We start from the raw sequence: 26259 nt of genomic DNA on the forward strand, positions 1-26259 counted from the left end.
TTTCCATGCTTGCGGGAATGTTATTCCCAAGCTGATCGCGCGTCGGAGTTTGTTTCGGCAGTATCTTAATTGAAGCGGGCAGCGGTTAGTGATGCAAGCGCCGCTGGTCAACTGATCTCAATGTCGCGACACCTGTTTGTAAACGATCTGCCCTTTGACCGTTCTGGAGTGAAGGTAGGTTGATTGCCTAAATACTGAGGTAGCGACGCATACAATAGAGCAGCGCCGCTTGTTTTTCATTCTCACGAATATCGATTACACGTCCAAAAAGGATGCGGTGTGTGGCCTCATCGACGGCATTTGTTAGTTCGCACTCGAAGCTGACCGAAGCACTGGCAAGGACCGGAACTCCAGTGAGCCCCTCCACCCATTCTCCATAGGCGAACCGGTCCTCCACCGACGTCTTACCACCGAAATGGTTCGAGATGTCCTCCTGGCCGGGCATCAGTGTGTTGACGCAGAAATAGCGCGCGTTCTCAAAGGCATGAAAACACGAGCTCTCCCGATTAAGGCAGACAAGCAGTGTCGCTGGAGTGTCGCTGACACTGCAGACAGCGGAGGCGGTAAAGCCGTAACGCTTCCCGCCGAACTTTGTGCTGGTGACACTTACCGCCGAACCCAGCCGTGACATGCCATTACGAAACGTGGCTTTATCTACAATGTTGAACCGGCGTTCCGCCATATTCATGTCGGCCTCCTGCTGCCCAGCCACAACTAAGCCGAAAGCTCTCTTCTGATAATTTCAGCACCCGCAGTTAAAGCCTTCAGCTTGCCCGTTGCCACCCGACGAGACAAAGGCGCCATTCCACAGTTCGTGCAGGGATAGAGCTTGTCGGCATCCACGAATTGCAGTGCTTTCCGCAGAGTATTGGCAACTTCCTCAGGGGTCTCGATCGCGTTATCGGCCACATCAATAGCCCCGACCATAACCTTTTTACCTCGAATGAGTTCGATCAAGTCGATTGGAACATGCGAATTATGGCATTCGAGAGAGATCAGATCGACACTGGATTTCTGCAGTTTTGGGAAGGTTTCTTCATACTGCCTCCACTCTGATCCGAGAGTTTGCTTCCAGTCGGTATTGGCTTTGATACCGTAGCCATAGCAAATATGGACAGCAGTTTCACACTGAAGTCCCTCCATTGCTTTTTCCAGCGTTGCAACGCCCCAGTCGTTTACCTCATCGAAGAAAACATTGAATGCCGGCTCGTCGAACTGGATGATATCGACACCAGCAGCCTCCAACTCCTTGGCTTCTTCATTGAGGACTTTGGCAAATTCCCAGGCCAGCTTTTCGCGGCTTTTATAATGAGCATCATAGAGCGTATCAATCATGGTCATGGGACCCGGCAAAGCCCATTTGATGGGCTGCTTCGTCTGCTGACGCAAGAATTTGGCATCTTCGACAAAAACAGGTTTTGGACGTGAGATGGCGCCGACAACTGTCGGCACACTTGCGTCATAACGATTGCGAATTCGGACGGTCTCGCGCTTCTCGAAGTCGACACCGCTGAGATGCTCAATGAAGGTCGTGACAAAATGTTGGCGCGTCTGCTCGCCGTCGCTGACAATATCAATGCCTGCCTGTTGTTGGTCGTCCAGCGACAAACGCAGAGCGTCCTGTTTGCCAGCAGCTAATTCCTCATCCTGCAATTTCCAGGGTGACCAAAGTTTCTCGGGTTGTGCAAGCCAGATTGGTTTTGGCAAGCTGCCAGCCGTTGAGGTGGGCAACAATGGTTTCATTCTAGGCAACCTTGTGTTTTGGTTCGTCAATGAACGCTATTGGCAAACCATTCCTCAAGAATGGTCTTGTATGGTTTGATGAAGTGCTCGTCCGCAAACTTGCCCTGTTCGACAGCCAACCGGCTACGCTCTTCGCGGTCGTAGACAATGCGTGTGAGCGAATAGTCCTGATGCTTCAAATCCGGTTGATAGCAGGCACCCGCCGCAGAGTTGGCGTTGTAAATCTCTGGCCGATAGATCTTCTGGAAAGTCTCCATCGTACTGATGGTTCCGATCAGCTCAAGATTGGTATAATCGGCAAGCAAATCGCCGATAAAATAGAAGGCCAAAGGCGCAACGCTATTCGGAGGCATGAAAAATCGAACCTCCAATCCCATTTTTTTGAAATACTGATCAGTCGAAGAGAACTCGTTCTGCTCATATTCAACCCCTAAGACGGGGTGCTGATTTTCAGTTCGACGATAGGTCTTGCTGCTTGAAGCACTCAGACATATTACAGGCGGCTTACTGAAGCTCTCTTTATAAGCATTTGAATTCAGGAAACATTTAAAGAGGTTCCCATGCAATTCTCCGAAGTTATCAGGCGTGCTGAATTCAAGCCGATTCTTATTATGCTCTGGCAATAATACGCTGAAGTCGTAATCTCGCACGTAGGACGAGAAGTTATTCCCGACAATGCCCTCGATGCGCTCGCCGGTCTTGCGATCCATGATATTGGTTTTCAGTATTTCAATCACCGGGAAAGCATCGTTCTTGCTTTCAGCTCCAATATTCATTTCAACCGAAATGATTTCCAGTTCGACCGAATACCGATTGCCTTCCGGGTTATCCCAATGCGCCAGAGCGTTGAAACGATTGTCAATCATCCTGAGTGCATTGCGCAGGTTCTCTTGGCGATTGTCACCTCTCGCCAAATTAGCAAAATTGGTCGTGATACGAGTATTTTCTGAGGGATGGTAATCCTCATCAAAGCAAATACTCTTAATGTTGAATGTAAAATCTCTATTCATCGCGACATGACATCCCAATCTATGATTTAAATTCACTTTGATGTCTTTGCTTTCTTTAGTTTTTATTTCTGCTCAGGCCTTCTGCAAAGTCTGTATTGATACGGACTTCGGATAAGAGCGTTAAACCTCTTATGCCGAAGGCGTTGAACGATTAAAATTGATTTCATTTCATACAAGCATGAGCCACGTTCATAAGTTGGCAGATTAGGCCGACTTTGACAGAACACCGCACCCGGATATGAATGCGTGACGCAATTGTTATGAGCCATGGCCGAAAGGCTTGACCGGACAGTTGGCATAGGACATTGGTTCACTGTCGTGGTTCTGCGGATTTAAATCCGTAGCTAAGAGGGAATTCGGTCAAACGCCGGAGCTGCCCCCGCAACTGTAAGCGGTTAGCAAACGTCCAATTTTGTCACTGGGTCTACCCCGGGAAGACGGACAAGAGCGATTACCCGTGAGCCAGGAGACCTGCCACGTCAGATAACGTTCACGGGCGGGGTGTCCCGGAGTGCCGCTTTCGCGACCGGTATTCCGTGCCGTCGTTTCTGCGCCATTTCACCGCCCAGCTGAAATTTGATGGCTGTACTGGTGACAAGTACAGATGAGTGAAGGCGGAAATAATCATGCTGGACAGACAACATCTGTCAATCCTGCGCGAAGTTGATCGCATGGGAAGCCTGACGGCGGCGGCGGAAAAGCTGAACGTTACACAGTCGGCGCTTAGTCACACCATCCGTAAGCTAGAAGAACGCTATGGCGTAGCCATGTGGGAGAAGGATGGCCGCAATCTTCGTCTCACCGAGGCTGGACGCTATATTGTGACACTCGCACACCGCATTCTGCCGCAGATCGAACGGGCGGAGGATGTCTTATCAGATTATCGCTACGGGCAGCGAGGTTCCCTCAGGATTGGGATGGAATGTCATCCCTGCCATCAATGGCTCATGGGTGTAACAAAGCCTTTCCTGGTGGAATGGCCGGATGTTGATCTGGAACTAACGACATCATTTGCATCCGGCGGCGTTGCAGCATTGACGGGATACGAAATCGACATTCTGATTACGCCAGATCCGATTGAGACCTCTGGCATCCGTTATGTGCCGGTGTTCGACTACGAGCTCGTGCTTGCCGTTCCTGACGGTCATCCTTTATCGCTTCTGGACAATGCAGAGCCTGCCAATTTGCTGGAAGAAACCCTATTCACTTATCCCGTACCACCAGAAAGGCTTGATGTCTTTACGCAATTTCTGGTGCCTGCCAATTGCCGCCCACGGCACCATCGAAATGTCGAGACTACGGAAATGATGCTGCAACTTGTTGCGGCAGGCCGCGGCGTCAGCGCCATTCCAAACTGGCTGGTGCGCCAAGAAGCAAAGACACTCGGCGTTCACCCCGTCAGGATCGGCAAAACGGGAATTCAGAAAAGCATCCATCTCGGCTTGAGAAGCGGTGACGAAACCATCGATTTTGTCGACGGATTCCTTGCGACGTCGCGGCAAGCATCAATGCAACTTTGAACACGATAGACCTGAGCGCCTGTTCGCACGGCCGGCCGATGCTATTTCTTCTGCAGCGCTTTGACTTGCAGGGCAATATTCCCGCGATCCAGTTCCGAAACAATGATCTCGGCGGGAACCTGCGGCTTTAAACGGAAGATTTTAGCGCCAGACCTCTGATACGCCGCATCAGGGGTTTCAGGCTTGCCCACGCATTTCGAAACGAAAGCTGCAACCGCTTTCACGGTCGTATCTTCAACAACGCACGACCAGCTGACCGAAGATACGCTCGTGCGCAGAACAACACGGCAAGAATTGCTGCCGGTTAATGTGAGCTTTGATGGATAAACATCCACATCCTGGGGAGCTGCATCAGCTGTAACATTCTTGAAGTTTATCTTCGATTCTTTGATGACCTGCTTCAATGTGGAGCAATCTTTCTGAGCATCCAAAGCATAGGCCGAGCTGGATGCGAGAACCAAAACCGAAACAAATGCAGACGTGAATAAAGATTTCATAAGATCCTCCGAATAAGTGAGGCATAAACGATTGAAAAGGATCAAACAATCATGTTGTTGTCGGACCGCGCCCCTGATCGGCAAAGTGACGATTACGCCCCTGACTTCACGCGATAAGCCATTCCAAGGGATCGTGGCGCAGTTTCATTAAAGCCGAATTGCTCATAAAGCTTATTCGCTGGCACATCAGCAATCAGGCTTACATAGGCAGAAGACGGAAGTTCGGCATTAGCATAGTTCATGATGGCGCTCATGATGGCTTTACCCAAGCCACGCCCCTGATATTGCGGCTCAACGGCAATATCCACCACCTGAAAAAAGCAACCGCCATCCCCGATCAACCGACCCATTCCGATTGCAGAGCCATCGTGCAAAACAAGTACAGAATAGACCGTGCCTTCGAGCCCTTTGGCAGCGGCGGCTTTCGTGAAGGGACTAAGGCCAGCCACCGCACGAAGATGCAAATATTCCTCCACCGATGGGCGGCGGGCTACAGTGGTATAGGCTAGCTGGCTCACATTTATCTCCTCTGGCGACAGATATGAGCTTTAGCCCAAGAACGATTGATTCAACAATATTCATGATGATGCTGAAAGATTTTTCCTAAGTAGTTGAGTTCCCACTCTTCTTGATATCTAAGTATTTTCAGTATCAAGCTCGTCCGGATCATCACAGTGACCACAGAACTCGCTCCTTCCAACGTTATGCTCTCGCGCACTGCAGTCACCAGCACTGCGATGATCTTCGGCCTGACCTACAGCCTAAGCGCTGCACTTATTGCGCTTGATCTCGATGAGATGGGCTTCAGCGAAGCAATCATTGGCGCCAACGCGGCCATGCACGCCGTCGGCGTGCTCTGCATGGCATTCCTTTTGCCGCGACTGAGCGCATGGCTTGGAATGCGGTCGCTGGTGATAGTTGCACTTGCTGCAGCTGCAGTCCTGCTGGGCCTATTTCCCGCAGTTCCGTTGATCTGGCTGTGGTTTCCGCTACGTATTCTGTTAGGCGCCGCATCTGAAACCCTGTTCGTGGTTTCTGAAACCTGGCTCAACTCGCTGAGCACCGATGAGAACCGCTCGAAGACCATGGGCATCTATACAGCGGCCTTGTCGCTTGGCTTTGCGCTTGGACCGCTCATTCTCTCGATTGTCGGCTCAAGCGGCTTCCTGCCTTATCTCGTTGGTTCAGTCCTTGCCCTTCTTGCAGCGCTATTGATCGCCAACCCAAAGGTTAGTGCGCCGCCGATCACCGACAAACCGCACGGAAGCCCGCTGCATTATCTGGCACTTGCACCTGTCGCGCTTGCAGCAACCGTACTCAATGCAGCGATTGAATCGGCTGGACTGTCGTTCCTGCCGCTCTATGCCGTCGATCTTGGCTGGAGCGAAAATCAGGCGACACAGCTTATGTCGGTGATGATGTTCGGTGCGATTGTATTGCAGATTCCAATCGGCTTTCTGGGCGACCGCATGAGCCGCCAGACACTTCTCATCATCCTTGCAGGCTTGTCTGCTGCGGGAGCCGCGATCTGGCCATGGGCCCTCACCCTGCCATGGCTCACCTACACGTTGCTGTTTGTGTGGGGTGGCGCATTTGTCGGCATTTACACAATCATGCTGAGCGTTGTCGGCAGTCAGTTCAAAGGCGCGCAGCTTGTGGGTATTTATGCCAGCATGGGCCTCATGTGGGGCGTCGGCGCACTAATCGGCCCGCTCTTTGCAGGCATCGCACAGCAATATTTGACTCACGGCCTCCCGGTCTTCGTCACAGTTGCCTGCCTGCTGTTTCTCGCGCTTGCACTTACCTTGCGTCCGCGCACGGTACTTGTCGCCGAATAACCCCTATTTTTCTGAAACTTAAAACAATCGCAGCCTCCCCAAAGGAGGCTGTTTTTATGCAATCGATAATAGATTTTAATAACTTGTTTACCACGTTTGTAAGAATATAGCCTCAGCAATATGGCTTCGACTCATTGGTGAATTCGGCTCTCGGCTGTTTCTATTTTTGGAAAAGTGATTTCACATGGCAAACAACCACCAGGCATCCGGTTCACGTTCCATCATTGATGAGCTTAACGCCTTGCGCGAGCGCCATGCGCCTATCGCGCCGAAGTCGAGCGCTATGAACGAATTGCACAACACTTTGGCGGAACTGGAAAAGCGTCTCGGTCATATTGGAAACGCTGCGCCCCGTCCGCGCTCGCCTGAGCCAAAGGCTGAAAAGCACATCACCGGCCTTGCGGAGATTGCAGAACATCTGCGCCGCCTCACAGAAGAGCAGAACCGGGCTGAACAATACGATGCCCGTCCATCTCTGCCCCTTGCTCCCCGTTTCGCTGAAATGCGCGAAGAGCCACGCGCGCCGCGGTCGGAAAACAATACATTGCGCCAGATCGACAGCCGTCTTGATGAAATAAGCCGGGCTGTGATCGCTGCCAATCGTCATCCGCATTCAGATCGCGAAGAAACATTACGTCTTGAACGCATCGAACAGCGCCTGACCGAACTGACACATCAACTGGATAATTCGGTCGCCGAACAGAATGCGGACACACTGTTTCGCCGCCTTGGCGAGCTCTCGCAGCGCATCGATGCACTCAGCGAAGGATCGCAGTTGCCTGAGCAGGCCATTGATCAGCTCGCACAGCAGATCAACCTCCTTGCCCATCAGGTCGGCAAGGTTATGGAGAATTTGAGCCAGTCGGATTATCACAGTGTTGAAGTCCGTCTGTCCGCTATCGATCAGAAGCTGGCAGCAGCAGAAAAGCTCGCGCATGAACCAAATCCCGCTGTTCTTGATAAGATCGACAATCGCTTCAAGGAACTGACCAAGCGCCTTGATGCGCAATATGCGAGCCATTACGCCGAAGGCGGTATGCTCCATGCGATTGAAGGTCGTCTCGACGACATCTCGCAGCAAATTTCGTTGAGCCTGCTGCAGACCCCACAGACTGAAGAAGTTGCCCACGCTGAGCGCGAAGCCATTCGCGGTCTGGAAAACCAGATTGCAAACATCGCGCGCCAGCTCAACAAGCCTTCAGCCGAACTGGCCGAATTGAAGCCGCGTCTGGATTCCATCGAGCGCTCCATCGCTGACAATCGTGAAACTGTTCTGGATGCAGCACGCGAAGCGGCAGAAACAGCCGTTGCGCATGTACTCAAGCATGGTTCGCAGAACGACACGGCGATTGCTGCGCAACTTGCCAATGATATCAAGTCACTCGAAGCACTTGCCCGCAATGCCGATGAGCGTAACGGTAAGACTTTTGAAGCTGTTCATGAAACGCTGGTTAAAGTCGTTGATCGCCTGTCCAATCTGGAACAGCAGATCGAAACACAGCCCCATCTGCCTCAGCCAGTAGTGGCCAAGACAAAGCCAGTTGTTAATCCGTTTTCAGCGGCACCACAGTCTTTCCCATCGGTGGCAGTAGAGAAGACAGACAAGCCAGCCAGCCCGGCAATCGATGCGCCGGTGGCAAGCGAAAAGCTTGCAAAGCTTACGCCAAAAGCACGCCAGGAACCGGAACTCAGCGCTTCGCTCGATTCCGTGCAGCCAGACAATGACAGCGTGCTTGATCTGAACACGATTATGAAGCGTGTTCGTGAAGAGCGAAACCAGCAGGACACAGCCAAGACAGAAACCAGCCGCAAGGCGGATTTGATCAGTGTGGCACGTCGTGCAGCTCAGCAAGCAGCCGAAGAATCCAGCAAGCTAGAAGCACAGCAGGAAAGCGATACCGACAAAAAGAAGGGATCGATCAGCAGTCTCTTTAACCGTCAGCGCAAGCCGATACTGCTGGCAATCGGTGCGATCATGCTTGCCATTGCTGGCTTGCAGGTTGGCTCAGTCTTCCTCGAAGAAAACCAGCAGACAGAATTGACGGCAAAGACCGAGACGCCAGCAATCGACAAGGGCACAACAGCCTCGATCGCACCCGCGAAAACTGAGACACCGGCCCCAGCAATGCAGCCAATGCCGGAAGTTGTGGTGCCTGAAACCACAATTGCCAAGCCACAGCAGCAAAGCAGCCTGACTACCCCGCAGCCTGCAATTGAGCAGCACGAAGAGGCCATCTCCGACACGACGCCTGCACAGGAACCAGAAGCAACAGCAATCGATGTGCCTGTCGATGCTGGCCCTGCCCCCTTGCGCGAAGCAGCAATGACGGGCGACGCCCGCGCATTGTTTGAAATCGGCAATCGCTACATGGAAGGCCGTGGCGTCAAAGAAGACTATGCTGAAGCTGCAAAGTGGTATGAGCAGTCGGCTGGCAAAGGTTTTGCACCTGCGCTTTACCGCATGGGCAACATGAATGAGAAGGGGCTTGGTATGCCCCGCGATCTCAACAAGGCAATCGACTGGTATCAGCAGGCCGCAAAACAGGGCAATGCAAACGCGATGCATAACCTCGCCGTACTGTTTGCCTCCGGTGCCAACGGTAAACCTGATAACACGTCTGCCGTTCGCTGGTTTAACGAAGCAGCAGAACTCGGCGTGAAGGACAGCCAATACAATCTTGGCATTCTCGCAGCTCAAGGTCTTGGGACGCCGGTTAATCTGGAAGAAAGCTATAAGTGGTTTGCGCTTGCTGCCAAGGCTGGCGACAAGGATGCGGCTGACAAGCGTGATCAGATTGGTGCAGCTCTTAAGCCAGATCAGCTTGAACGTGCGAAGGGCTCTGTCGAGCTCTGGAAAGCCAAGCCAATGAATGAGGCTGCCAACGCGCTCACCATTCCGCAAAACTGGTCGGATGGCGAACCAGTCGCTCAAGTTCCTGTCGATATGAAAAAGGCGGTCCGTAACATTCAGCTCATCCTTCAGAAGAATGGCTATGATGTGGGTAGCGCCGACGGCGTGATGGGAAATAAAACCCGCAATGCCATCGCTGAAATTCAGAAGGCAAATGGCCAGGAGCCAACGGGCGAAGTAAATCAGCAGCTTGTGCAGCTTCTTCTTGAAAAGAATAAATAGACTTCACAAAGTCCTTTATTAGCAATGATTAAAGCGCATCCCGAAAATTGTGAAACGGTTTTCAATTAAAGATGCCGTTAAATAGATAATCAGAGCGCCGGAATAATGTTCTGGTGCTTTTTTGTTATGCCTGCCCTGCCAAACAACGAATATGGACCAGCGTAGTTTTATACACAGAAGTTGCGTCGTTCTGCGAGAAGTAGCAGGTTGAATTTATTCCCAAGGGTTTATTATCTGACCAGTAAACCGGGGGCCGTATAATGTTGCTGCACGTCAATAATGAAATGGAAAACGGCATTATTGCCAAAATTCCTCTTGCACTCGACAAAGACATCAAAGGCTTTCAAGGCGACGCGATTGACTTTGAAATCTCATCGCCGGAACGACAATTCATACAGGCCGACGATTTTCATCCCTACAAGTCGTTGTTCAAGGTCTTTTCCGGAACAACGGAACTCAAGAACATTTTCATAGCGCTATCGTTCAATCTGAATTTTTCGACGCCAGACGGCAAGAAAACAGCAATGTCACGTTCAAATCCGACCGATGACTGGCTTGTCACGAACGGCGAATATTATTCGGAAGGCGCAAGCTCTTTCGGCTTTACATCGAATAGCAAATTCGCCGGTTCTTATGGAGCCAGTATCACCAATTCCTATCTTTATTTGATCAAAAACGGCAGCCTTGTCGATAACAAGATATCGAACCACATTTCGATAAGAGCGCAATTCTATCCATCATCGACTTATGCGGTCATAACGCCGAAAGACCATATTTCGATCATTCTCAGCAACCGTCAGGGACATATCGAATAGCGGTTTTCGCAGCCATAATGTGAAGCATTTGTGGCAAGCCTGGTGACAACTTTGTTGTTCGCAAACAACAATGTGCCATTTTCATCCCACATCATTTGTCAAAGTAACTCTAATCTCAATCTGGGTTTGACTTCGCTGTGCCGAAAGAGCAAGACCGTTAGGAGCGCATTCCGAAATGTGTGAGATGGTTTTCGGACAAGATGCGCGGCAAATCAAACTGTTAGAGCAATGATCTGATTCAACTGAATGAGGGCATGTTTTAACGGAAGCGAGACAGACCTTGCGGCATAGCGCGACCGCAAAGGGCTGCGTGTTGTGCGTTGTGAAAACCGGGTTCGGAATTGGGTATTTACCTTCCCATTGCGGAATTGTCGGTCAACATGCTGGTTCTGCTCGGCATGGGCGCTGCCGTGGGCTTTCTGTCGGGATTGTTCGGCGTGGGCGGCGGATTTCTCATTACACCGCTGCTGATCTTTTATAACATTCCACCGGCTATTGCGGTTGCAACCGGTGCCAATCAGGTGATCGCTTCGTCGGTTTCCGGCGCGTTAGCGCATTTCAAACGACGAACGCTTGATATCAAGCTCGGGCTGTTTCTGGTTGCGGGCGGTATCGTTGGATCATTGCTCGGTATCTTTGTTTTCTCGTGGCTGCGTGATCTTGGTCAGCTCGATCTGATTGTTTCGATCCTCTACGTCTTCTTTCTTGGCACGGTCGGTGGATTGATGCTGGTTGAAAGTGTGCGCGCGCTGCGCCGTGTGAAAAAAGGACAGGCAGGCGCTATCCGCCGCCCGGGCCAGCATACGTGGATACACAAGCTACCGTTCAAGATGCGGTTCCGCGCTTCAACCATCTATGTCAGCATCATTCCAGTGCTCGGCATCGGTTTTTTCATTGGCTTGTTGTCATCTGTGATGGGTGTCGGTGGCGGCTTCATCATGGTGCCCGCGCTGATCTATCTGCTGCATGTACCGACCAATGTTGTTGTCGGCACGTCGCTGTTTCAGATCACTTTCGTTACGGCTTTCACTACGGTCATGCAGGCAACGACCAACCAGTCCATCGACATTGTGCTGGCGTTCCTGCTGATGCTTGGCGGCGTGATCGGTGCGCAATATGGTGCTCGTGCCGGACAAAAGCTGCGCGGTGAACAGCTGCGCCTGTTGCTGGCACTGCTCGTGCTTGCTGTTGGCCTGCGGCTCGCTTTCGGCCTCTTCGTGCGGCCTGACAATCTGTTCTCGATCTCAATTGCGGATATGTGACATGAGGAAACTCACGCTCATATCTGCTTTATTTTTTGGCATAACAGCAGCATCGGCGCAGACCAATTCAAGCGGCGATGGCAATGGCGTGCCGCAGTTGCAGAACCCGTCTGAAGAAACAATCGAAATCGGCCTTTCGACCGAAACAATTGCCATTACTTCCAATTTCGGCGGCACAGACCTCACCATCTTCGGCGCGCTCGACAATGCCGATCCATTGATCCAGCGTCAGGGTCGCTACGACATTATCGTCGTGCTGCAAGGCCCTTCGCGCGATCTGGTCGTGCGTAAGAAGGAACGCTATCTCGGTGTTTGGGTGAATGCGGATTCCGAAACCTTCCTCGGCGTACCGCTGTCCTACTCACTCGCATCGACCCGCAATCTGCAGGACATCGCAGAAGAAAAGCTATACCGCCAGCTTTCGGTTGGTGTCCGCAATTTCTACCTTCGACCGGAAGACCCATCCAGCCTCTCAGGCAACATCCCCAAATTCGGGAACGAATTGCGTGAGATGAAAATGCGGCAAGGGCTTTATAGCCAGCGCATCGGCGGCGTTGAGTTTCTCTCACGCACCCTGTTTCGCGCAACGCTGAACCTCTCGGCCAATGTGCCGGTTGGACGTCACAAGGCGCGGGCTCTGTTGTTTCGCAATGGTGTTTTCCTGCGCGAAGCCAATGCAAGCCTCGAAATCGTGAAGGCCGGTGTCGAGCAAAGCATCTATGATGCTGCCCATAAATACAGCTTCTATTACGGCTTGTTTGCCGTGTTCCTGGCTGTCTTCACAGGCTGGGCCGGGCGTATTCTTTTCAGAAAAGATTAATGCGCATCTCGAAAAGTGGGGATCGTTTTTAGGAACCCGATGCGCGTAAAATGCCTTAGCCACCAACCAGCGCACCATGCGCAATCGGGTAAATCTTACCCTGTCCCAGCATATAGGCGCGCAGGCTTGCATCGACAAACAGCCCGCGAAACGCGCGATCCAGCACATTGAGCGCTCCTGTATAAGCACCAAATGCAGGCATGATCAGCCTTTCGCCGTCGCTAGCAAAACATGGACGCCGAACCGACCGTCCTCGCCGGACGATGCGCGCTGCCGGGTGAAGATGACCTGCCACCTCACCCTTCGCTTCTATGCGCGATGGCTCATGCCGGAAAGTCAGTGGTCCAATTGCAAGTTCCTCAATACAGTCGCCGGGCAAGTCAGCAGGGCGATCAGGATCATGGTTGCCGGTGATCCAGAACCAGTCCCGACGTTCCATCAACGATTTGAGACGGATTGCATATAGCGACGGCAGCCGCTCGCTGGCCTTTGCATCGTGAAAACTGTCGCCAAGACTGATAACGGTTCGCGGCTGATAGCGAGCAATGACAGCAGCCAGCATGTCGAGCGTCGCGGCCGTATCATAAGGTGGTATGAGCTGGCCACGTCGGGCAAAAGACGAACCTTTTTCAAGATGCAAATCGGAAACGACCAGCATATGCAGGTCTGGCAGGAAAAGCGCACCACACGGATCATAGATCGTCGCAACACCGCGCAATTCCGCATGCGCCAGACTATAAGCCTCTCCATTTCCCCAGACTGCTGTACTCATCCTATCGCTTCTCTGATCAGATCATCGGCTGCTTCTTCAAGCAGCATTTCATCACCTTCACCAGCCACACGCTCACGGCCGATTTCAAGCATCACAGGCAGCGCCAACGGCGAAATACGGTCCAGCGGTTTATGCAGCAGATGCCCCTTCACACGCGCCAGCATGTCGCCAAGACGCTTGATATCCAGAAGCCCGGTCGCAGCATCGGCGCGCGTTGCCTGTAGCAAAATATGGTCCGGTTCGTGGGTTCTCAGCACATCATAGATCAGGTCGGTCGAGACCGTTACCTGACGGCCTGTCTTCTCCTGCCCCGGATGCCGTCGCTCGATAAGCCCCGAAATCACGGCACAATTGCGGAAGGTGCGCTTCAGAAGATAGCTTTCATCAAGCCAGGCTTCGAGGTCGTCACCCAGCATGTCTTCATCGAACAGCCGTTTAAGGCTTAATTTGCCTGACCCGATCATCGCGCCCATGTCTTTGAGGCCCCACAGCCCCAGCGAATAATCGGTGGCGACAAACCCAAGAGGATGCGCCCCCATGCGCTCAAGGCGACGGGTGAGCAACATGCCGAGCGTCTGATGCGCAAGCCTGCCCTCAAAAGGATAGGCGACCATATAGAAACGCCCACCTTTGGGGAAAGTCTCAATCAGCAACTCGTCTTCACGCGGCAGGACCGACTTGAATGCCTGCACTTCCAGCCATTCGCGCACCTGTTGCGGCAGAAACGGCCAGCGTGAACGATCTGCCAGCATCGCGCGCACCTGCGATGCGAGATAGGTGGAAAGCGGGAATTTACCGCCAGCATAGATTGGGATTTTAGCGTCCTGTCCCGCAGCATTGGAAGCGATGCATTCGTTCTCACGAATGCCTTCAAACCGCAGCACTTTGCCTGCGAACAGGAATGTGTCGCCCGGCGTCAGCGTTTCGAGGAAATATTCCTCGATGCGCCCCAGAATACGCCCGCCCCTTCCAACGGCACGGGCATTGGCTCCCTTACCGCCACGCGTGAGCCGGACATTCAGCTCTGGCGCTTCAACGATCGTGCCGATGTTAAGGCGATATTGCTGAGCGATGCGCGGGTTTGAAACCCGCCATGTGCCATCGACAGTTTTGCGGATTTTGGCAAAGCGCTCATAGGTCTTGAGCGCATAGCCGCCAGTTGCCACAAAATCGAGAATTTGATCAAAGGTTTCGCGCGAGAGATTTGAATAAGGCGCAGCACTCTGTACTTCCCGATAAAGCCGATCGGCGTTGAAAGGCTCGGCACAAGCCATGCCCAGCACATGCTGTGCCAGCACATCCAGCGCGCCATCGATCAGCGGCGGCGTATCCTGTGCGCCAAGATAATTGGCGTCGAGTGCTGCCCGACACTCCATCACCTCGAAACGATTGGCAGGCACAAGAATGGCGCGGCTGGGCTCATCCATACGGTGATTGGCGCGACCGATACGCTGCGCAAGACGGCTGGCCCCCTTTGGCGCACCGACATGAATGACCAGATCGACGTCGCCCCAGTCGATGCCGAGATCAAGCGTCGAGGTGGCAACCACGGCACGCAATGTGTTGGCAGCCATCGCCTGTTCCACTTTGCGGCGCTGGCTGGCATCCAGCGAGCCATGATGCAGGGCGATTGGCAACGTATCCTCGTTGACGCGCCAGAGCTCCTGAAACAGCATCTCTGCCTGACTGCGCGTATTGACGAACAGCAGCGTCGTGCGATGGGCGCGGACCGCCTCATAAATATCCGGGATGGCATAGCGGGAGGAATGCCCTGCCCACGGCACCCGTTCCTCTGAATCGAGAATGCTTATTTCAGGCTTGGCACCACCATCAACCGTGACCAGACCGGATTTCGGCTCTGTGCCATCCTGTTCGACCAGCCAGCGACGCAATTCGTCAGGCTGCGCCACAGTTGCTGACAGTCCAATGGTTTGCAATTGTGGTTGCAGTCGGCGCAAACGAGCAAGCCCCAGCGCCAGCAGATGACCGCGTTTAGAAATGACCAGCGAGTGCAGCTCATCAAGCACGACATAACGCAAGCCCTTGAAAAACTGCTCTGCCCCTTTTGAGGCAATCAGAAGTGCAAGCTGTTCCGGCGTCGTCAGCAGAATGTCAGGCGGCACGAGCTTCTGGCGCTGACGCTTATGTGCAGGTGTATCGCCAGTCCGGGTCTCAATCGTAATGTCGAGCCCCATTTCCTCGACAGGTATGGTCAGATTTCGATGAATATCGACCGCAAGTGCCTTTAGCGGCGAAATATACAAAGTGTGAACACCTTGTTTTGTTTTAGGCGCAACCCTGGACGGAGAACCGGTTCCCACTTTATTACGCCCTCGCTCCAGATCGACCAACGCAGGCAGAAAACCTGCGAGTGTTTTACCAGCACCTGTGGGCGCGATCAGCAGCGTGGACTGCCCCTGTTCAGCGCGCGAAAGCAGCTCCAGCTGATGGGCGCGCGGCGACCAACCCTTTTCTGCAAACCATTTTACAAAACGGTCTGGCAGATGAAAGGCAGCGGTCTCAGAAGTGGGTGTCAGGTTCAGCGTCACACACCCAATCTAATGCGGGCAAGGGTCGTCGCCAAGATGTTTGTTCACTTTTGTTCTCATTTTGTCAGGAGTTCACTTTACGCGCTCTTTCCAGCGGGAAGTTGCTGACCTATCTATTAAATCATGCGTTTTGACGAGTTGCTGCGTTCCACACCCAAAGGTCTTTACTGCCCGCCCGGCGATTTTTACATTGATCCGGTGCGGCCTGTTGATCGCGCGCTGATCACCCACGGACATTCAGATCATGCACGCGCCGGACATGCCCATGTCCTTGCGACGCAACAGACACTCGACATCATGGCTATCCGCTATGGTGCAGATTTTGCAGGCAGCACACAAACCGCTGATTTAAGCGCGGTGCTGAATGTAAACGGCGTCACTGTCAGCTTCCACCCGGCAGGCCATGTGCTTGGTTCAGCCCAAATTGCAGTCGAAAAAGACGGGACGCGAATTGTCGCGTCAGGTGATTACAAACGTGCCGCCGATCCGACCTGCACGCCCTTTGAGCCTGTTGCTTGTGATGTGTTCATCACCGAAGCGACCTTTGCGCTTCCTGTATTTCGCCATCCCGAAGCGGGTCATGAAATTGCGACTTTGCTGAAGTCACTCTCACAGTTTCCTGAACGCGCGCATCTGGTAGGTGCTTACTCGCTCGGCAAAGCCCAGAGGGTTATCAAGCTCATTCGCGATGCAGGCTATGACGAGCCGATCTATATTCACGGCGGCCTGCAAAAGCTTTGCGATTATTATCAGACCCAGGGCATCGATCTTGGTCCGCTGGAGCCTGCAACGCTTGAACGTGGCGAAGCCTCGCCCGATTTTGCTGGAAAGATCGTGGTTGGACCGCCCTCGGCCTTTTCCGACCGCTGGGCACGGCGTTTTCCCGACCCATTGCCCGCCTTTGCATCTGGCTGGATGCGTATCCGTCAGCGCGCAAAACAACGCGGTGTCGAGTTGCCGCTCATCATATCTGATCACTGCGACTGGGACGAGTTGACCGCGACCATCAGCGAGATAAAACCTGCGGAAGTCTGGGTGACGCATGGGCGTGAAGAAGCACTGGTGCGTTGGTGCGAGCTGCAAAACATCCCCGCGCGCCCGCTCCATCTCGTCGGCTACGAAGATGAGGGCGATTGATGCGTGCTTTCGCTGAACTTCTCGACCGCCTTGTCCTCACGCCGCAACGCAATGGCAAATTGCGCCTGCTGGTCGATTATTTCCGCACCACACCCGATCCAGATCGTGGCCTTGCACTTGCCACCATCACCCGTGATCTGGAATTGCAGAGCGTCAAGCCTGCCATGCTGCGGGCGCTGATTGCCGAGCGCAGTGATCCGACGCTTTTTGCCTATTCCTATGATTATGTCGGTGATCTTGCCGAAACGATTTCGCTGATCTGGCCTGGCCCGAACGAAACCCCGGCGGGTGCCAACCTGCCGCTCAGCGTCGTCGTGCATGAATTGCAAAACGCCTCGCGCCGTGAGGGACCGTTGCTCGTGGCTGGCTGGCTCGACCTGCTTGGCATATCAGAGCGCTATGCTCTTTTGAAACTTGTCACAGGCGGCCTGCGCATTGGCGTTTCCGCTCGTCTTGCCAAACAGGCACTGGCAGATTTTGGCGGCGTGGATGTCGTGGAAATCGAAGAACTTTGGCACGGACAGACGCAACCCTTCACAGCACTGTTTGCATGGCTTGAGGGCCATGGCCCCAAGCCTGCTGCCACTGCCGACGCACCATTCCGGCCCGTCATGCTTGCCACGGCACTGGATGAGGCCGAAATTCCAGCACTTGATCCATCAGCCTATAGTGCCGAATGGAAATGGGACGGTATTCGTGTGCAGGCCGTTGCAGAAAATGGTGTAAGACGGCTTTATTCGCGCACTGGCGACGACATTTCCGGCACTTTTCCCGATGTGCTGGAGGCCATGGATTTTGAAGGCTCGATTGATGGCGAATTGCTGGTAGGCCATCACGGTGAAACGGGCATCGAAACCGCAACCTTTTCTGATTTGCAGCAGCGGCTTAATCGCAAAACGGTGACGGCCAAACAGTTGCGCGAATATCCGGCCTTTATCCGCGCATATGACATTCTGCACGATGGCACGCAGCAATCGGGCGAAGATTTGCGGTCGCTACCCTTCTCGGAACGACGTGCGCGGCTCGTTCAGTTCGTCGAAAAGCTCGACAAGCGCCGGTTTGATTTGTCGCCAGTCCTTCAGTTTTCAGACTTCGACGAGCTCGCGAAATTGCGTCTTAACCCTCCACATCCGGTGATCGAAGGCCTTATGCTTAAACGGCATGACAGCGCCTATGTGCCGGGGCGCCCGAAAGGACCATGGTTCAAATGGAAACGCGATCCGTTCACAGTGGATGCGGTGGTGGTCTATGCGCAGCGTGGCCACGGCAAACGCTCAAGCTACTATTCGGACTTCACTTTCGCGGTCTGGACCGGCTCGGAAGAAGACCCCATGCTCGTACCCGTCGGAAAGGCCTATTTCGGCTTCACCGACGAGGAATTGAAGCTTCTCGACAAATTCGTGCGCGAAAACACGATTGAGCGTTTTGGCCCGGTGCGTTCCGTTCGCGCGGAGCCGGATCATGGATTGGTCGTGGAAGTCGCCTTTGAAGGGCTCAACCGCTCAACCCGACACAAATCCGGTGTGGCAATGCGCTTTCCCCGCTTCTCGCGACTGCGCCGGGACAAGCCGCCCCGCGAAGCGGACCGGCTTGAAACACTGGAAAAACTGCTGAGTTGATTATTCGGCAACCGCAGTCGTGACGCGGATTGCGTAAATATCCACGGCCTTGCCGGAACCGCTCAGATCGGAATTGATCGTGATCTTACCTGCACGTCCAGCTGATTGACCTGCCTGAAACTCCTGATCGAACAGGAAATCACTGACAGAGTCGCGGACATCATAGCGTCTGCGGCCACAATCCCCGAGACCCGCAAAATCGCAATTGACCGACATCTGCGTGGTTTTGCCGTCATCGCTGCGCGCAACAATGTCGAAAGTCGCCTTCTTGCCAGCAAGCTGATTAAGAACGCCCTCACCGACATCAAAGGTCACACTGTCGTTTGCACCCGAAGTCTGAACCCGCGCGAAACTGTTGGTGCCCTCGCGCTTGATCTCAGCTGTTGCGCGACCCTGAACAGACATACGCGTCGCATCCGCAGGCGTGAAAATATTGATCCAGGTGCGCCCTTCCGGGTCTTCGCCTTCCTTGATCGGTGCCATGCTGTTATCGGTCAAAAGCGGGCTCGAGCCGTTGCCCCGCGTGAAATCTGCAAAGCTGTTGTAGAGCGAAAAGCCAATCAGCCCCAGAATGACGATAACCATAACCGGGATACCGACACTTACAAGCGGCGAACGCTTCTTCTTCTTGCGATCCTTGCGCGAAACGCCCGCTTCATAGCCGAGATCAGCCGAAGCCCGCTTGCCCTTCTTGGAAGAGGTCCGGATATCAGCGGTATCGAGCGCAGGCCCGGCTTGATAGACATCATCGCCCAGAAGCGGATCAGACGAAGATGGGGCATCCAGACTAGGTTCCTGCCGAGACGCGGCCTGCCCTGTTTTGAACTCAGCTTCAATATCGGAAATCGCGTCTTTGATTTTCTGGCGACGCTGCTTTTTCTGTTCTTCACTCAGTGCAGTATTTGTCGTCAGCGCGCGTTCATGCGCCCCCCACGCAGCCTCGTAGATACGCTGGCGGGTAGCTGGATTATGTGCATCTGCCTTTGCAAATGCATTTCTGATTGCGCGTTCGATACTTTCCAAAGGGCCGCTCTTCCTTGGTTTCCGTATTCTGTCTGGGTCTTTCGGACACAGATGCTTACATGAGCCTCAGCGAAATTAACGTCTGAATCAAGGCATTTAGCTGTTTGAACCGCATTTTGGCTAGACTTAGGAACTGTCAAAGTTACCAAATCTTAACTTTAACCGCGATTTTCCCCCGACCTTTGACTGCGAGACCGGTTCAGACATTTAATTTTCCGTCTGATTCTCTCCTAATTTTCATGTTGCCGTCGGCAAAAGCCATGTTAAAACTATTACGTTTACGGAAACGTCAATTTTGTGGAGGATGAAATGGCATTGCCGGATATTTTGAAAAACAGGCTGCGCATTCCCGTGGTCGGAGCGCCACTGTTTATCATTTCCAATCCGGCATTGGTGCTTGCACAATGCAAAGCAGGCGTCGTCGGCTCGTTTCCCGCATTGAACGCACGCCCCGAAGCACAGCTTGACGAATGGCTGGCCGAAATCACCGAAGACCTGGCCACCCATGACGCCAAGAATCCGGATCGTCCGGCTGCACCTTTCGCGGTCAACCAGATCGTACACCGCTCCAACAAGCGGCTCGAACATGACCTTGGCCTTTGCGTGAAATACAAGGTGCCGATCGTCATCTCGTCGCTTGGCGCGGTGCCAGAAGTCAATGCAGCAATCCATTCCTATGGCGGCATCGTGCTTCACGATGTCATCAACAACCGCCACGCCAATTCAGCAATCCGTAAAGGCGCTGACGGTCTTATCGCTGTCGCCGCTGGCGCAGGCGGACATGCAGGCGCACTTTCCCCTTTCGCACTCGTTCAGGAAATCCGCGAATGGTTTGATGGGCCGCTACTGCTTTCAGGCGCGGTTGCCAATGGCGGCGCAATTCTTGCCGCGCAAGCGATGGGAGCGGACCTCGCTTATATTGGCTCTCCATTCATCGCGACCACAGAAGCCCGTGCATCTGACGGCTACAAGCAGATGATTGTGGATTCCAATTCGTCCGATATCGTCTATTCCAACTATTTTACAGGCATTTCGGGCAATTACCTTAAGCCATCGATTGCAGGTTCCGGCCTTGATCCTGACAATCTTCCAGAAGCCGATCCATCGAAAATGGATTTCGACAAAGCACATCAGGAAGGCGCCAAAGCCTGGAAAGACATCTGGGGCTGTGGACAGGGAATCGCGGCCGTGAAAGAAATCGCGCCTGCAGCCAAACTCGTTGACCGGCTCGAACGCGAATATGTTGCGGCTCGCAGCCGCATCTGCCAGGGCGCCTGAAGCGCCCTGCCCCAAGATTGGTGCACGGAGAGCGGATCACTTGAAAAGGTCTGAGACAAACATGCAGAATGTTCGTTTTGGACCTTGCTTTCCTTGATGCTATTGGTTATCAGCGCACCGTTCGGTCATAATTGATCGATATCCCTTCGGGGATTTGGAACGTTAGTTCCGGGCCGCTTTAGCTCAGTTGGTAGAGCACATCATTCGTAATGATGGGGTCAGCAGTTCGAGTCTGCTAAGCGGCACCATTTTTAAATAAAAAATCAAAATCTTAAAGCAACACAGTATCTCTATTGTGCTTTTATGGCTTTTGACGGACCCACTTCGGAACCAAAGTGAGCCTAAGTCTCGAGCTTTAGAGAGAGCCATTGCCGTTCTTCGGCATTGCTTTGATCCATTGAAAGCCACTTTCAGCCGATACAAAATGCAGTAAAAGCCGGTCTGCAGTTATACTAACTGCTGAACAAGAAATTACAGTCCTGATAATTGAATATATATTATTATAAGTATGATGCACTTCTGGCAGCTTCCTCTGAAGCTCAAACGCGCACCCGCTTAGCGGCGATCATGATCGTGGATTACTCGTAACGATGGCCGTTACCCCGATACGCTGCGCGCGATTTGACGCCTTAAATCAGATGGGCTGACGCCGTAATAATTGCGAAACGCCCTGCTGAAATAAGCTGGATCATCAAATCCGACACCATAAGCAATTTTCGCTATGGCAGATGTATCATTATGCAATATTGCAGACTTCGCCGTATCAAGCCTGCATTCAAGCAGATAACGAGAGAATGTGGTATTCTCTCGTTTAAACAGCTTCTGGATAGCACGCGCAGTTATCCCCTCAGACTGTGCAAGCTCCATTATCGAGAAGCCCGCATCCATGATCCGGGCATCAATCCTAGCTTTTATAGCCCCCATGCGCCCTGTCAAAACCCGTTGTTTACTTCCTGCCTTCAGGTTTGCTGCCAGTATGGGTAGTAACTCGTAAAAGTGATTGACCATAATCTCGGCGTCGCTTTCGGTCTGATATTCCTGCTGCAAGAGATAACCCGCATAGGTCACCAGCAGTTGAAAAGGCAGATAGGTGATAGGGAGCGGTTGCCAAAACAAACAGGAAACTTCTGCCTTGATTTGAGTTATAGCCGCCGATGGCAGATAAGCGCAATCCAAACGCCCTCCCTCCGGAAGGCTTAACGAAAGCGGCACATCCGATGGCATAAAAATGGCATCGCCTTTTGCTAGGTCAAGCCGGATTTGTCCCTGCTCCACTTGAACCGGACCACTCATTGCACGCAGAATTATGACGCCTGAATCCCGAGAGCCCGGCGCCGAAAGACGTGTGTGGATCAGCGGAAAATAGATCGTGGTAAGCGCCAGCGATCCATGGTTCCAAAATAGTCCGCGCACCTTTGACAGATCACCCTGAACCGGTGAGACCGAAGGCATACCAATCATATCTCGCAGAATCTTAAGGCAGGGCTTCAACCCATCTGTCGCCCTTGAGGCCGCGCTGCCGAATTTTTGTGGTTTAACAGTTCCCATCATATCCAGTGCAAAAACTCTTCAAGGTTCGCTTTAATCCATTCCCGGTTCGCTCGTCTCCAAGCTATCCGTCTTTTAATGAATTAAACATGATGAGAATAGTCCTCTTTAGAAAATACTGGATGAAGGGCACATACAGCGTTGCTCATGTCCTTGGAGAAATTCATGCACAACAAATATCTCGGGATTTCGGTTGTCGCCTTGGTGGCGGCCAGCAGCGTCGCTGCACAAGCATTGGCGCAAACAGCGACCGAAACGGAGACTGAGACCGGCAAAGGGACGGTACTGAACGCCATCACGATTACCGGGAGCCGCGGTGGACAACAGATTTCAGAGACGGCCCGCACCGTCTATGTTGTTGAAGCACAACAGATCCAGATGCGCGCGCGTTCAGGTGAAACCATCCAGCAGATTTTGGCTCAGGAAATACCAAGCTTTGATCCGGTCAGCCAAGGGTCACGCACCTCGTATGGGCAAAACCTGCGCGGACGCACCGCCCTGGTGCTCATCGACGGGATATCGATGAATTCTGCCCGCGGACTGAGTCGTCAGTTTGATTCTATCGATCCATTCAACATTGAACGGATCGAAGTTCTTTCTGGTGCGACGTCGCTCTATGGCGGCAATGCCACCGGCGGCATCATCAATATCATCACCAAAAAAGGCAAGGACGCGCCGGACGGTTTGCATGGCGAGGTCACGGCAGGCATAGAAAGCGGATTCCGCGCTGGTAATGACCTGGATCGCAACGGCGCAGCAGCTGTCACTTATAACAGCGAAACATGGGACGCCCGATTGTCGCTGGCAGGTAACCGCAGTGGTGCGTTTTACGACGCCGATGGTACAATGGTTGTGCCTGACATCACTCAAACTTCGACGGCTTTCAACCGACGTATCGATCTTATGGGCAGCGCGGGTTTCCAGTTTGACCCAGACAGACGGCTGGAGGTCAGCGGACAATACTTTAACTCCGAGCAGAAATCCGATTACAGCGTTTACTTCGGGCAATTTCTGGCTGGACTGCGCAATCCAAGCCTCATCGAAACGCGAGATAGCTATAATTCGGATTTCAACCCGCGCACACGTCGGTCTATGGTAAATGCGACCTATACGGATAATGACTTCTTCGGCCAGCAGTTACTCTTGCAAGGCTTCTATCGCAGCGAGAAGATCAACTTTCATCCGTTCCCAAGCTCGACCTACTTCTATGGCAGCGCGCAGGACACAGATTATTATGGCATGAAGGCCGCACTCATCTCCGAGCCGCTTGACGGATTGCGTGTTACCTACGGTGTTGATGCTGATAGAGATTCACTTTCTTCAAACCAACATATCTTCAATATGAGCAAGGCACTGCAAAGCGGCGCGATGGACTTTCAGACAGCAGGCATTACCGGCCTTTATCCAAAAATTGACGTTACCACCTTTGCTGGCTTCGTAGAGGCCTCCTATGAAGCAACAGACCGTCTTACCTTTAATGGCGGCGTGCGCTATCAGTACACTAAAACGGAAGTTGGCGACTTTGTTGGCGCGGCGCAACAGATCGCTATTCTCAACGGGACAGCGACCTCTGCCGATTCAATTCCCGGCGGCTCGGTCGATTACGACGCCTTCTTGTTCAACGCCGGCGCAACCTATAGCCTGACAAACACACAGCAGGTCTATGCAAATTTCAGCCAGGGCTTTGAGCTGCCCGATCCGGCAAAGTACTATGGTTATGGTGCCTACTCGTTGTCGGGTGGCCATTACACGTTGCTAAGTGGCGTGAATGTTGCAAATTCTGCTCTTGAAGCGATCAAAACCAACTCCTTCGAAATCGGCTACCGTCTTGATGATGGCACCTATAATCTGGAGGCTGCAGGCTTCTACTCCACCTCCGATCGCTCCATCGTGCTCAATCGCACTACGCTGGCAGTCGAGCTTGAGGATAATGAGCGTCGGGTCTATGGCATCGAAGGCAAAGCGGGCATGAAACTTAATCATGGCTTCGATGTAGGCATTCTGGGCCAATGGGTACGTACCGAAGTTGATCAGGATGGTGACTGGGTCAAGGATACGATCGGCTCCGCCAGCGTTTCCAAACTTGGTGGCCATATAGGCTGGGGCAATGAAACACTTAATCTGCGTTTGCAAGGTCAGCACGTCTTCGATCTGGAAGATAACTCCCATTACAAGATCGAAGGTTATACGCTCTTTGATCTCATCGGCTCTTATCACGTTGAGAAGGCCGACATGACAGTGAATTTCGGTGTGCACAACCTGTTCAACAAGGAATATAACACTGTCTGGGGGTCACGGGCTAAAGCACTTTATGGGGCACTCGCACCTGAAGAAATCTTCGACTACAAGGGCCGCGGCAGGACTTTCGCCCTCGCTTTGAGCAAAAACTTCTGATGATCGCACAACAAGACATGCTACCGGCAAAGACTAAAGGCGCCAACGCGCGCCTTTATACCGTTCTCGGAGGGCTTTATCTCGCGCAGGGCATTCCGACCTATCTTCTATTGGTCGCATTGCCTCCGCTAATGCGCGAAAGCGGTGCCTCGCGCACGGCTATCGGGCTTTTCTACCTCCTGATGATCCCTCTGATTGCGAAATTCGCGATCGCACCGCTGGTGGATCGCTATCCGCTGATCGCAAGCTGGGGGCACCGGCGAAGCTGGGTCGTTGTTACTCAGCTTCTTGTCTCTTTCGGCATTGCTTGTATGGCTTTCGTAGAACCGCAACAGGCGGGTGCGCTATTTGCGATCTGCCTTTGCATAACGCTTCTGTCATCTTTGCAGGATATTGCTACCGATGGCTATGCTGTCCGTCAGCTCAATGACAAGACGCGTGCCACTGGCAATGCAATCCAGGCCGGGGCAGTTGCGCTTGGTGTCATCGTGGGTGGCACGCTGGCACTGGTTCTCTTCCACAAGATCGGCTGGCGTCCAACGATTTTCATCGTTTCCGCTCTTTCACTCCTGCCACTTCTGGCAGGGTTCTGGATGCAAGAAACAAGTGATCAGAAGCAGTCTCGGGAAAAGCCGCGCGCAAGCCTGAAACGTTTCTTCCAGCAGCCGAATGCGTGGCTCATCCTTTGCTTTGCCCTGACCTATCGGGCGAGCGAAGGCATGGTAAGGGGGATGGAAGGCAGCTATCTCGTGGATATCGGGTTGCCGTTATCGTGGATTGGCTATCTTTCTGGAGCTGCCGCTGCGACTGCTGGTCTGATCGGGGCTGTTTTAGCCGCGCTGCTGATCCGCTGGACAGGGCTTTTCTCAGCGCTCATTCTGCTTGGATTATTGCGCAGCCTCTGCTTCCTTGCTTTCAGCTTCAATGCTGCGGAAATCTGGCCGGGTGTGACGATTGCTATGACAGTGTCAGCAATCCAAACCTTTCTGCGCTATATGGAACTGGTCGCAATCTACTCGCTGTTCATGAAAGCATCTTCCTCCGACCAGCCAGGCACGGATTTCACAATCCTCGCCTGTGCCGAACTGCTGATTTATCTCGTTGGTTCCTCGGTGGCTGGTTATCTTGCAGACAAATTTGGATATGCCGATCTTTTCACACTGGCAACCGTACTCTCTGCACTCGGGATCGCTTTGACATTCTATATTTTACGGAGATTACGGGGCAATGGACTTGCCCTGTAATTGTTTTTTGCATGATAACCAGCGATTACTTTTATCGTCTCCCGCACAGCCATCAAA

20 protein-coding genes, 1 tRNA gene and 1 riboswitch are annotated in these 26259 nt (G+C 52.9%); of the genes, 12 read left to right on the forward strand and 9 right to left on the reverse strand.

Features of this window, described 5'->3' with window-relative positions; all coding sequences use genetic code 11:
* Positions 1–187: 187 nt before the first annotated feature.
* From RT142_RS07725 to RT142_RS07735, 3 genes are read right to left on the reverse strand one after another with little or no spacing between them, the layout of a single operon-like run.
* A complete protein-coding gene (locus RT142_RS07725; RefSeq protein ID WP_313028207.1) occupies positions 188–688 on the reverse strand; it encodes a flavin reductase in 501 nt (166 codons plus the stop codon).
* A 26-nt stretch (positions 689–714) separates the two neighbouring features.
* Positions 715–1743: a methionine synthase gene (locus tag RT142_RS07730; RefSeq protein ID WP_194779507.1), complete on the reverse strand. Its 1029-nt coding sequence runs from the start codon at positions 1741–1743 to the stop codon at positions 715–717.
* Positions 1744–1769: 26 nt separating this feature from the next.
* Positions 1770–2753 carry a DUF1852 domain-containing protein gene (locus RT142_RS07735; protein ID WP_194779506.1) on the reverse strand — a complete coding sequence of 328 codons (984 nt, stop codon included), beginning with the start codon at positions 2751–2753 and terminating at the stop codon, positions 1770–1772.
* Between the two features lie 302 nt (positions 2754–3055).
* Positions 3056–3247, forward strand: a riboswitch (cobalamin riboswitch).
* A gap of 132 nt (positions 3248–3379) precedes the next feature.
* Between RT142_RS07735 and RT142_RS07740 the strand changes: the two genes are divergently transcribed.
* On the forward strand, positions 3380–4273 hold the full coding sequence (locus RT142_RS07740; protein ID WP_079213676.1) for a LysR substrate-binding domain-containing protein: 894 nt from the start codon (positions 3380–3382) through the stop codon (positions 4271–4273).
* A gap of 41 nt (positions 4274–4314) precedes the next feature.
* Here RT142_RS07740 and RT142_RS07745 read toward each other — a convergent pair whose 3' ends face one another.
* On the reverse strand, positions 4315–4677 hold the full coding sequence (locus tag RT142_RS07745; RefSeq protein ID WP_235819149.1) for a hypothetical protein: 363 nt from the start codon (positions 4675–4677) through the stop codon (positions 4315–4317).
* Between the two features lie 185 nt (positions 4678–4862).
* A complete protein-coding gene (locus RT142_RS07750; RefSeq protein WP_409558572.1) occupies positions 4863–5294 on the reverse strand; it encodes a GNAT family N-acetyltransferase in 432 nt (143 codons plus the stop codon).
* A gap of 180 nt (positions 5295–5474) precedes the next feature.
* On the opposite strand from RT142_RS07750, the gene RT142_RS07755 reads away from it, so the two are divergent.
* From RT142_RS07755 to RT142_RS07775, 5 genes are all read left to right on the forward strand, one after another.
* Entirely contained in the window at positions 5475–6608 is a 1134-nt protein-coding gene (locus RT142_RS07755; protein WP_007879767.1) for an MFS transporter, read from the forward strand.
* Positions 6609–6792: 184 nt separating this feature from the next.
* Positions 6793–9741: a peptidoglycan-binding protein gene (locus RT142_RS07760; RefSeq protein WP_409558571.1), complete on the forward strand. Its 2949-nt coding sequence runs from the start codon at positions 6793–6795 to the stop codon at positions 9739–9741.
* 260 nt (positions 9742–10001) lie between these two features.
* Complete coding sequence (locus tag RT142_RS07765; RefSeq protein ID WP_313028212.1) at positions 10002–10556, forward strand: hypothetical protein; 555 nt, start codon at positions 10002–10004, stop codon at positions 10554–10556.
* 380 nt (positions 10557–10936) lie between these two features.
* On the forward strand, positions 10937–11818 hold the full coding sequence (locus tag RT142_RS07770; RefSeq protein WP_231195638.1) for a sulfite exporter TauE/SafE family protein: 882 nt from the start codon (positions 10937–10939) through the stop codon (positions 11816–11818).
* A 1-nt stretch (position 11819) separates the two neighbouring features.
* Positions 11820–12638 carry a TIGR02186 family protein gene (locus RT142_RS07775; RefSeq protein WP_079213672.1) on the forward strand — a complete coding sequence of 273 codons (819 nt, stop codon included), beginning with the start codon at positions 11820–11822 and terminating at the stop codon, positions 12636–12638.
* A gap of 55 nt (positions 12639–12693) precedes the next feature.
* Here the strand turns inward: RT142_RS07775 and pdeM are convergent, their stop codons facing one another.
* Both pdeM and RT142_RS07785 read right to left on the reverse strand, forming a co-directional pair.
* On the reverse strand, positions 12694–13410 hold the full coding sequence (gene pdeM, locus RT142_RS07780) for a ligase-associated DNA damage response endonuclease PdeM (protein WP_064321915.1): 717 nt from the start codon (positions 13408–13410) through the stop codon (positions 12694–12696).
* A complete protein-coding gene (locus tag RT142_RS07785) occupies positions 13407–15959 on the reverse strand; it encodes a ligase-associated DNA damage response DEXH box helicase (RefSeq protein WP_313028215.1) in 2553 nt (850 codons plus the stop codon). The genes pdeM and RT142_RS07785 overlap by 4 nt, the downstream gene beginning before the upstream one ends.
* 123 nt (positions 15960–16082) lie before the next feature.
* Here RT142_RS07785 and RT142_RS07790 point away from each other — a divergent pair, with 123 nt between their 5' ends.
* Positions 16083–17096 carry a ligase-associated DNA damage response exonuclease gene (locus RT142_RS07790; protein WP_105519709.1) on the forward strand — a complete coding sequence of 338 codons (1014 nt, stop codon included), beginning with the start codon at positions 16083–16085 and terminating at the stop codon, positions 17094–17096.
* The gene (locus RT142_RS07795) at positions 17096–18715 is read left to right on the forward strand and encodes a cisplatin damage response ATP-dependent DNA ligase (RefSeq protein ID WP_313028216.1); all 1620 of its coding nucleotides are present in this window, start codon (positions 17096–17098) and stop codon (positions 18713–18715) included. Before RT142_RS07790 ends, RT142_RS07795 begins: the two co-directional genes overlap by 1 nt.
* Here the strand turns inward: RT142_RS07795 and RT142_RS07800 are convergent, their stop codons facing one another.
* The gene (locus RT142_RS07800) at positions 18716–19738 is read right to left on the reverse strand and encodes a hypothetical protein (protein WP_007879786.1); all 1023 of its coding nucleotides are present in this window, start codon (positions 19736–19738) and stop codon (positions 18716–18718) included. It abuts the gene before it with no gap.
* A gap of 309 nt (positions 19739–20047) precedes the next feature.
* Here RT142_RS07800 and RT142_RS07805 point away from each other — a divergent pair, with 309 nt between their 5' ends.
* The gene (locus tag RT142_RS07805) at positions 20048–21016 is read left to right on the forward strand and encodes a nitronate monooxygenase family protein (protein ID WP_313028218.1); all 969 of its coding nucleotides are present in this window, start codon (positions 20048–20050) and stop codon (positions 21014–21016) included.
* A 172-nt stretch (positions 21017–21188) separates the two neighbouring features.
* A tRNA-Thr gene (locus RT142_RS07810) sits at positions 21189–21264 on the forward strand.
* A gap of 349 nt (positions 21265–21613) precedes the next feature.
* Here the strand turns inward: RT142_RS07810 and RT142_RS07815 are convergent.
* A complete protein-coding gene (locus RT142_RS07815; RefSeq protein ID WP_313028220.1) occupies positions 21614–22567 on the reverse strand; it encodes a helix-turn-helix transcriptional regulator in 954 nt (317 codons plus the stop codon).
* A 162-nt stretch (positions 22568–22729) separates the two neighbouring features.
* On the opposite strand from RT142_RS07815, the gene RT142_RS07820 reads away from it, so the two are divergent.
* On the forward strand, positions 22730–24958 hold the full coding sequence (locus RT142_RS07820) for a TonB-dependent receptor (protein WP_313028222.1): 2229 nt from the start codon (positions 22730–22732) through the stop codon (positions 24956–24958).
* Entirely contained in the window at positions 24958–26202 is a 1245-nt protein-coding gene (locus RT142_RS07825; RefSeq protein ID WP_113158230.1) for a RhtX/FptX family siderophore transporter, read from the forward strand. Before RT142_RS07820 ends, RT142_RS07825 begins: the two co-directional genes overlap by 1 nt.
* Positions 26203–26259 lie beyond the last annotated feature (57 nt).

The organism is Brucella sp. (assembly GCF_032066345.1).
Classification (GTDB): Bacteria; Pseudomonadota; Alphaproteobacteria; order Rhizobiales; family Rhizobiaceae; genus Brucella; species Brucella pseudogrignonensis.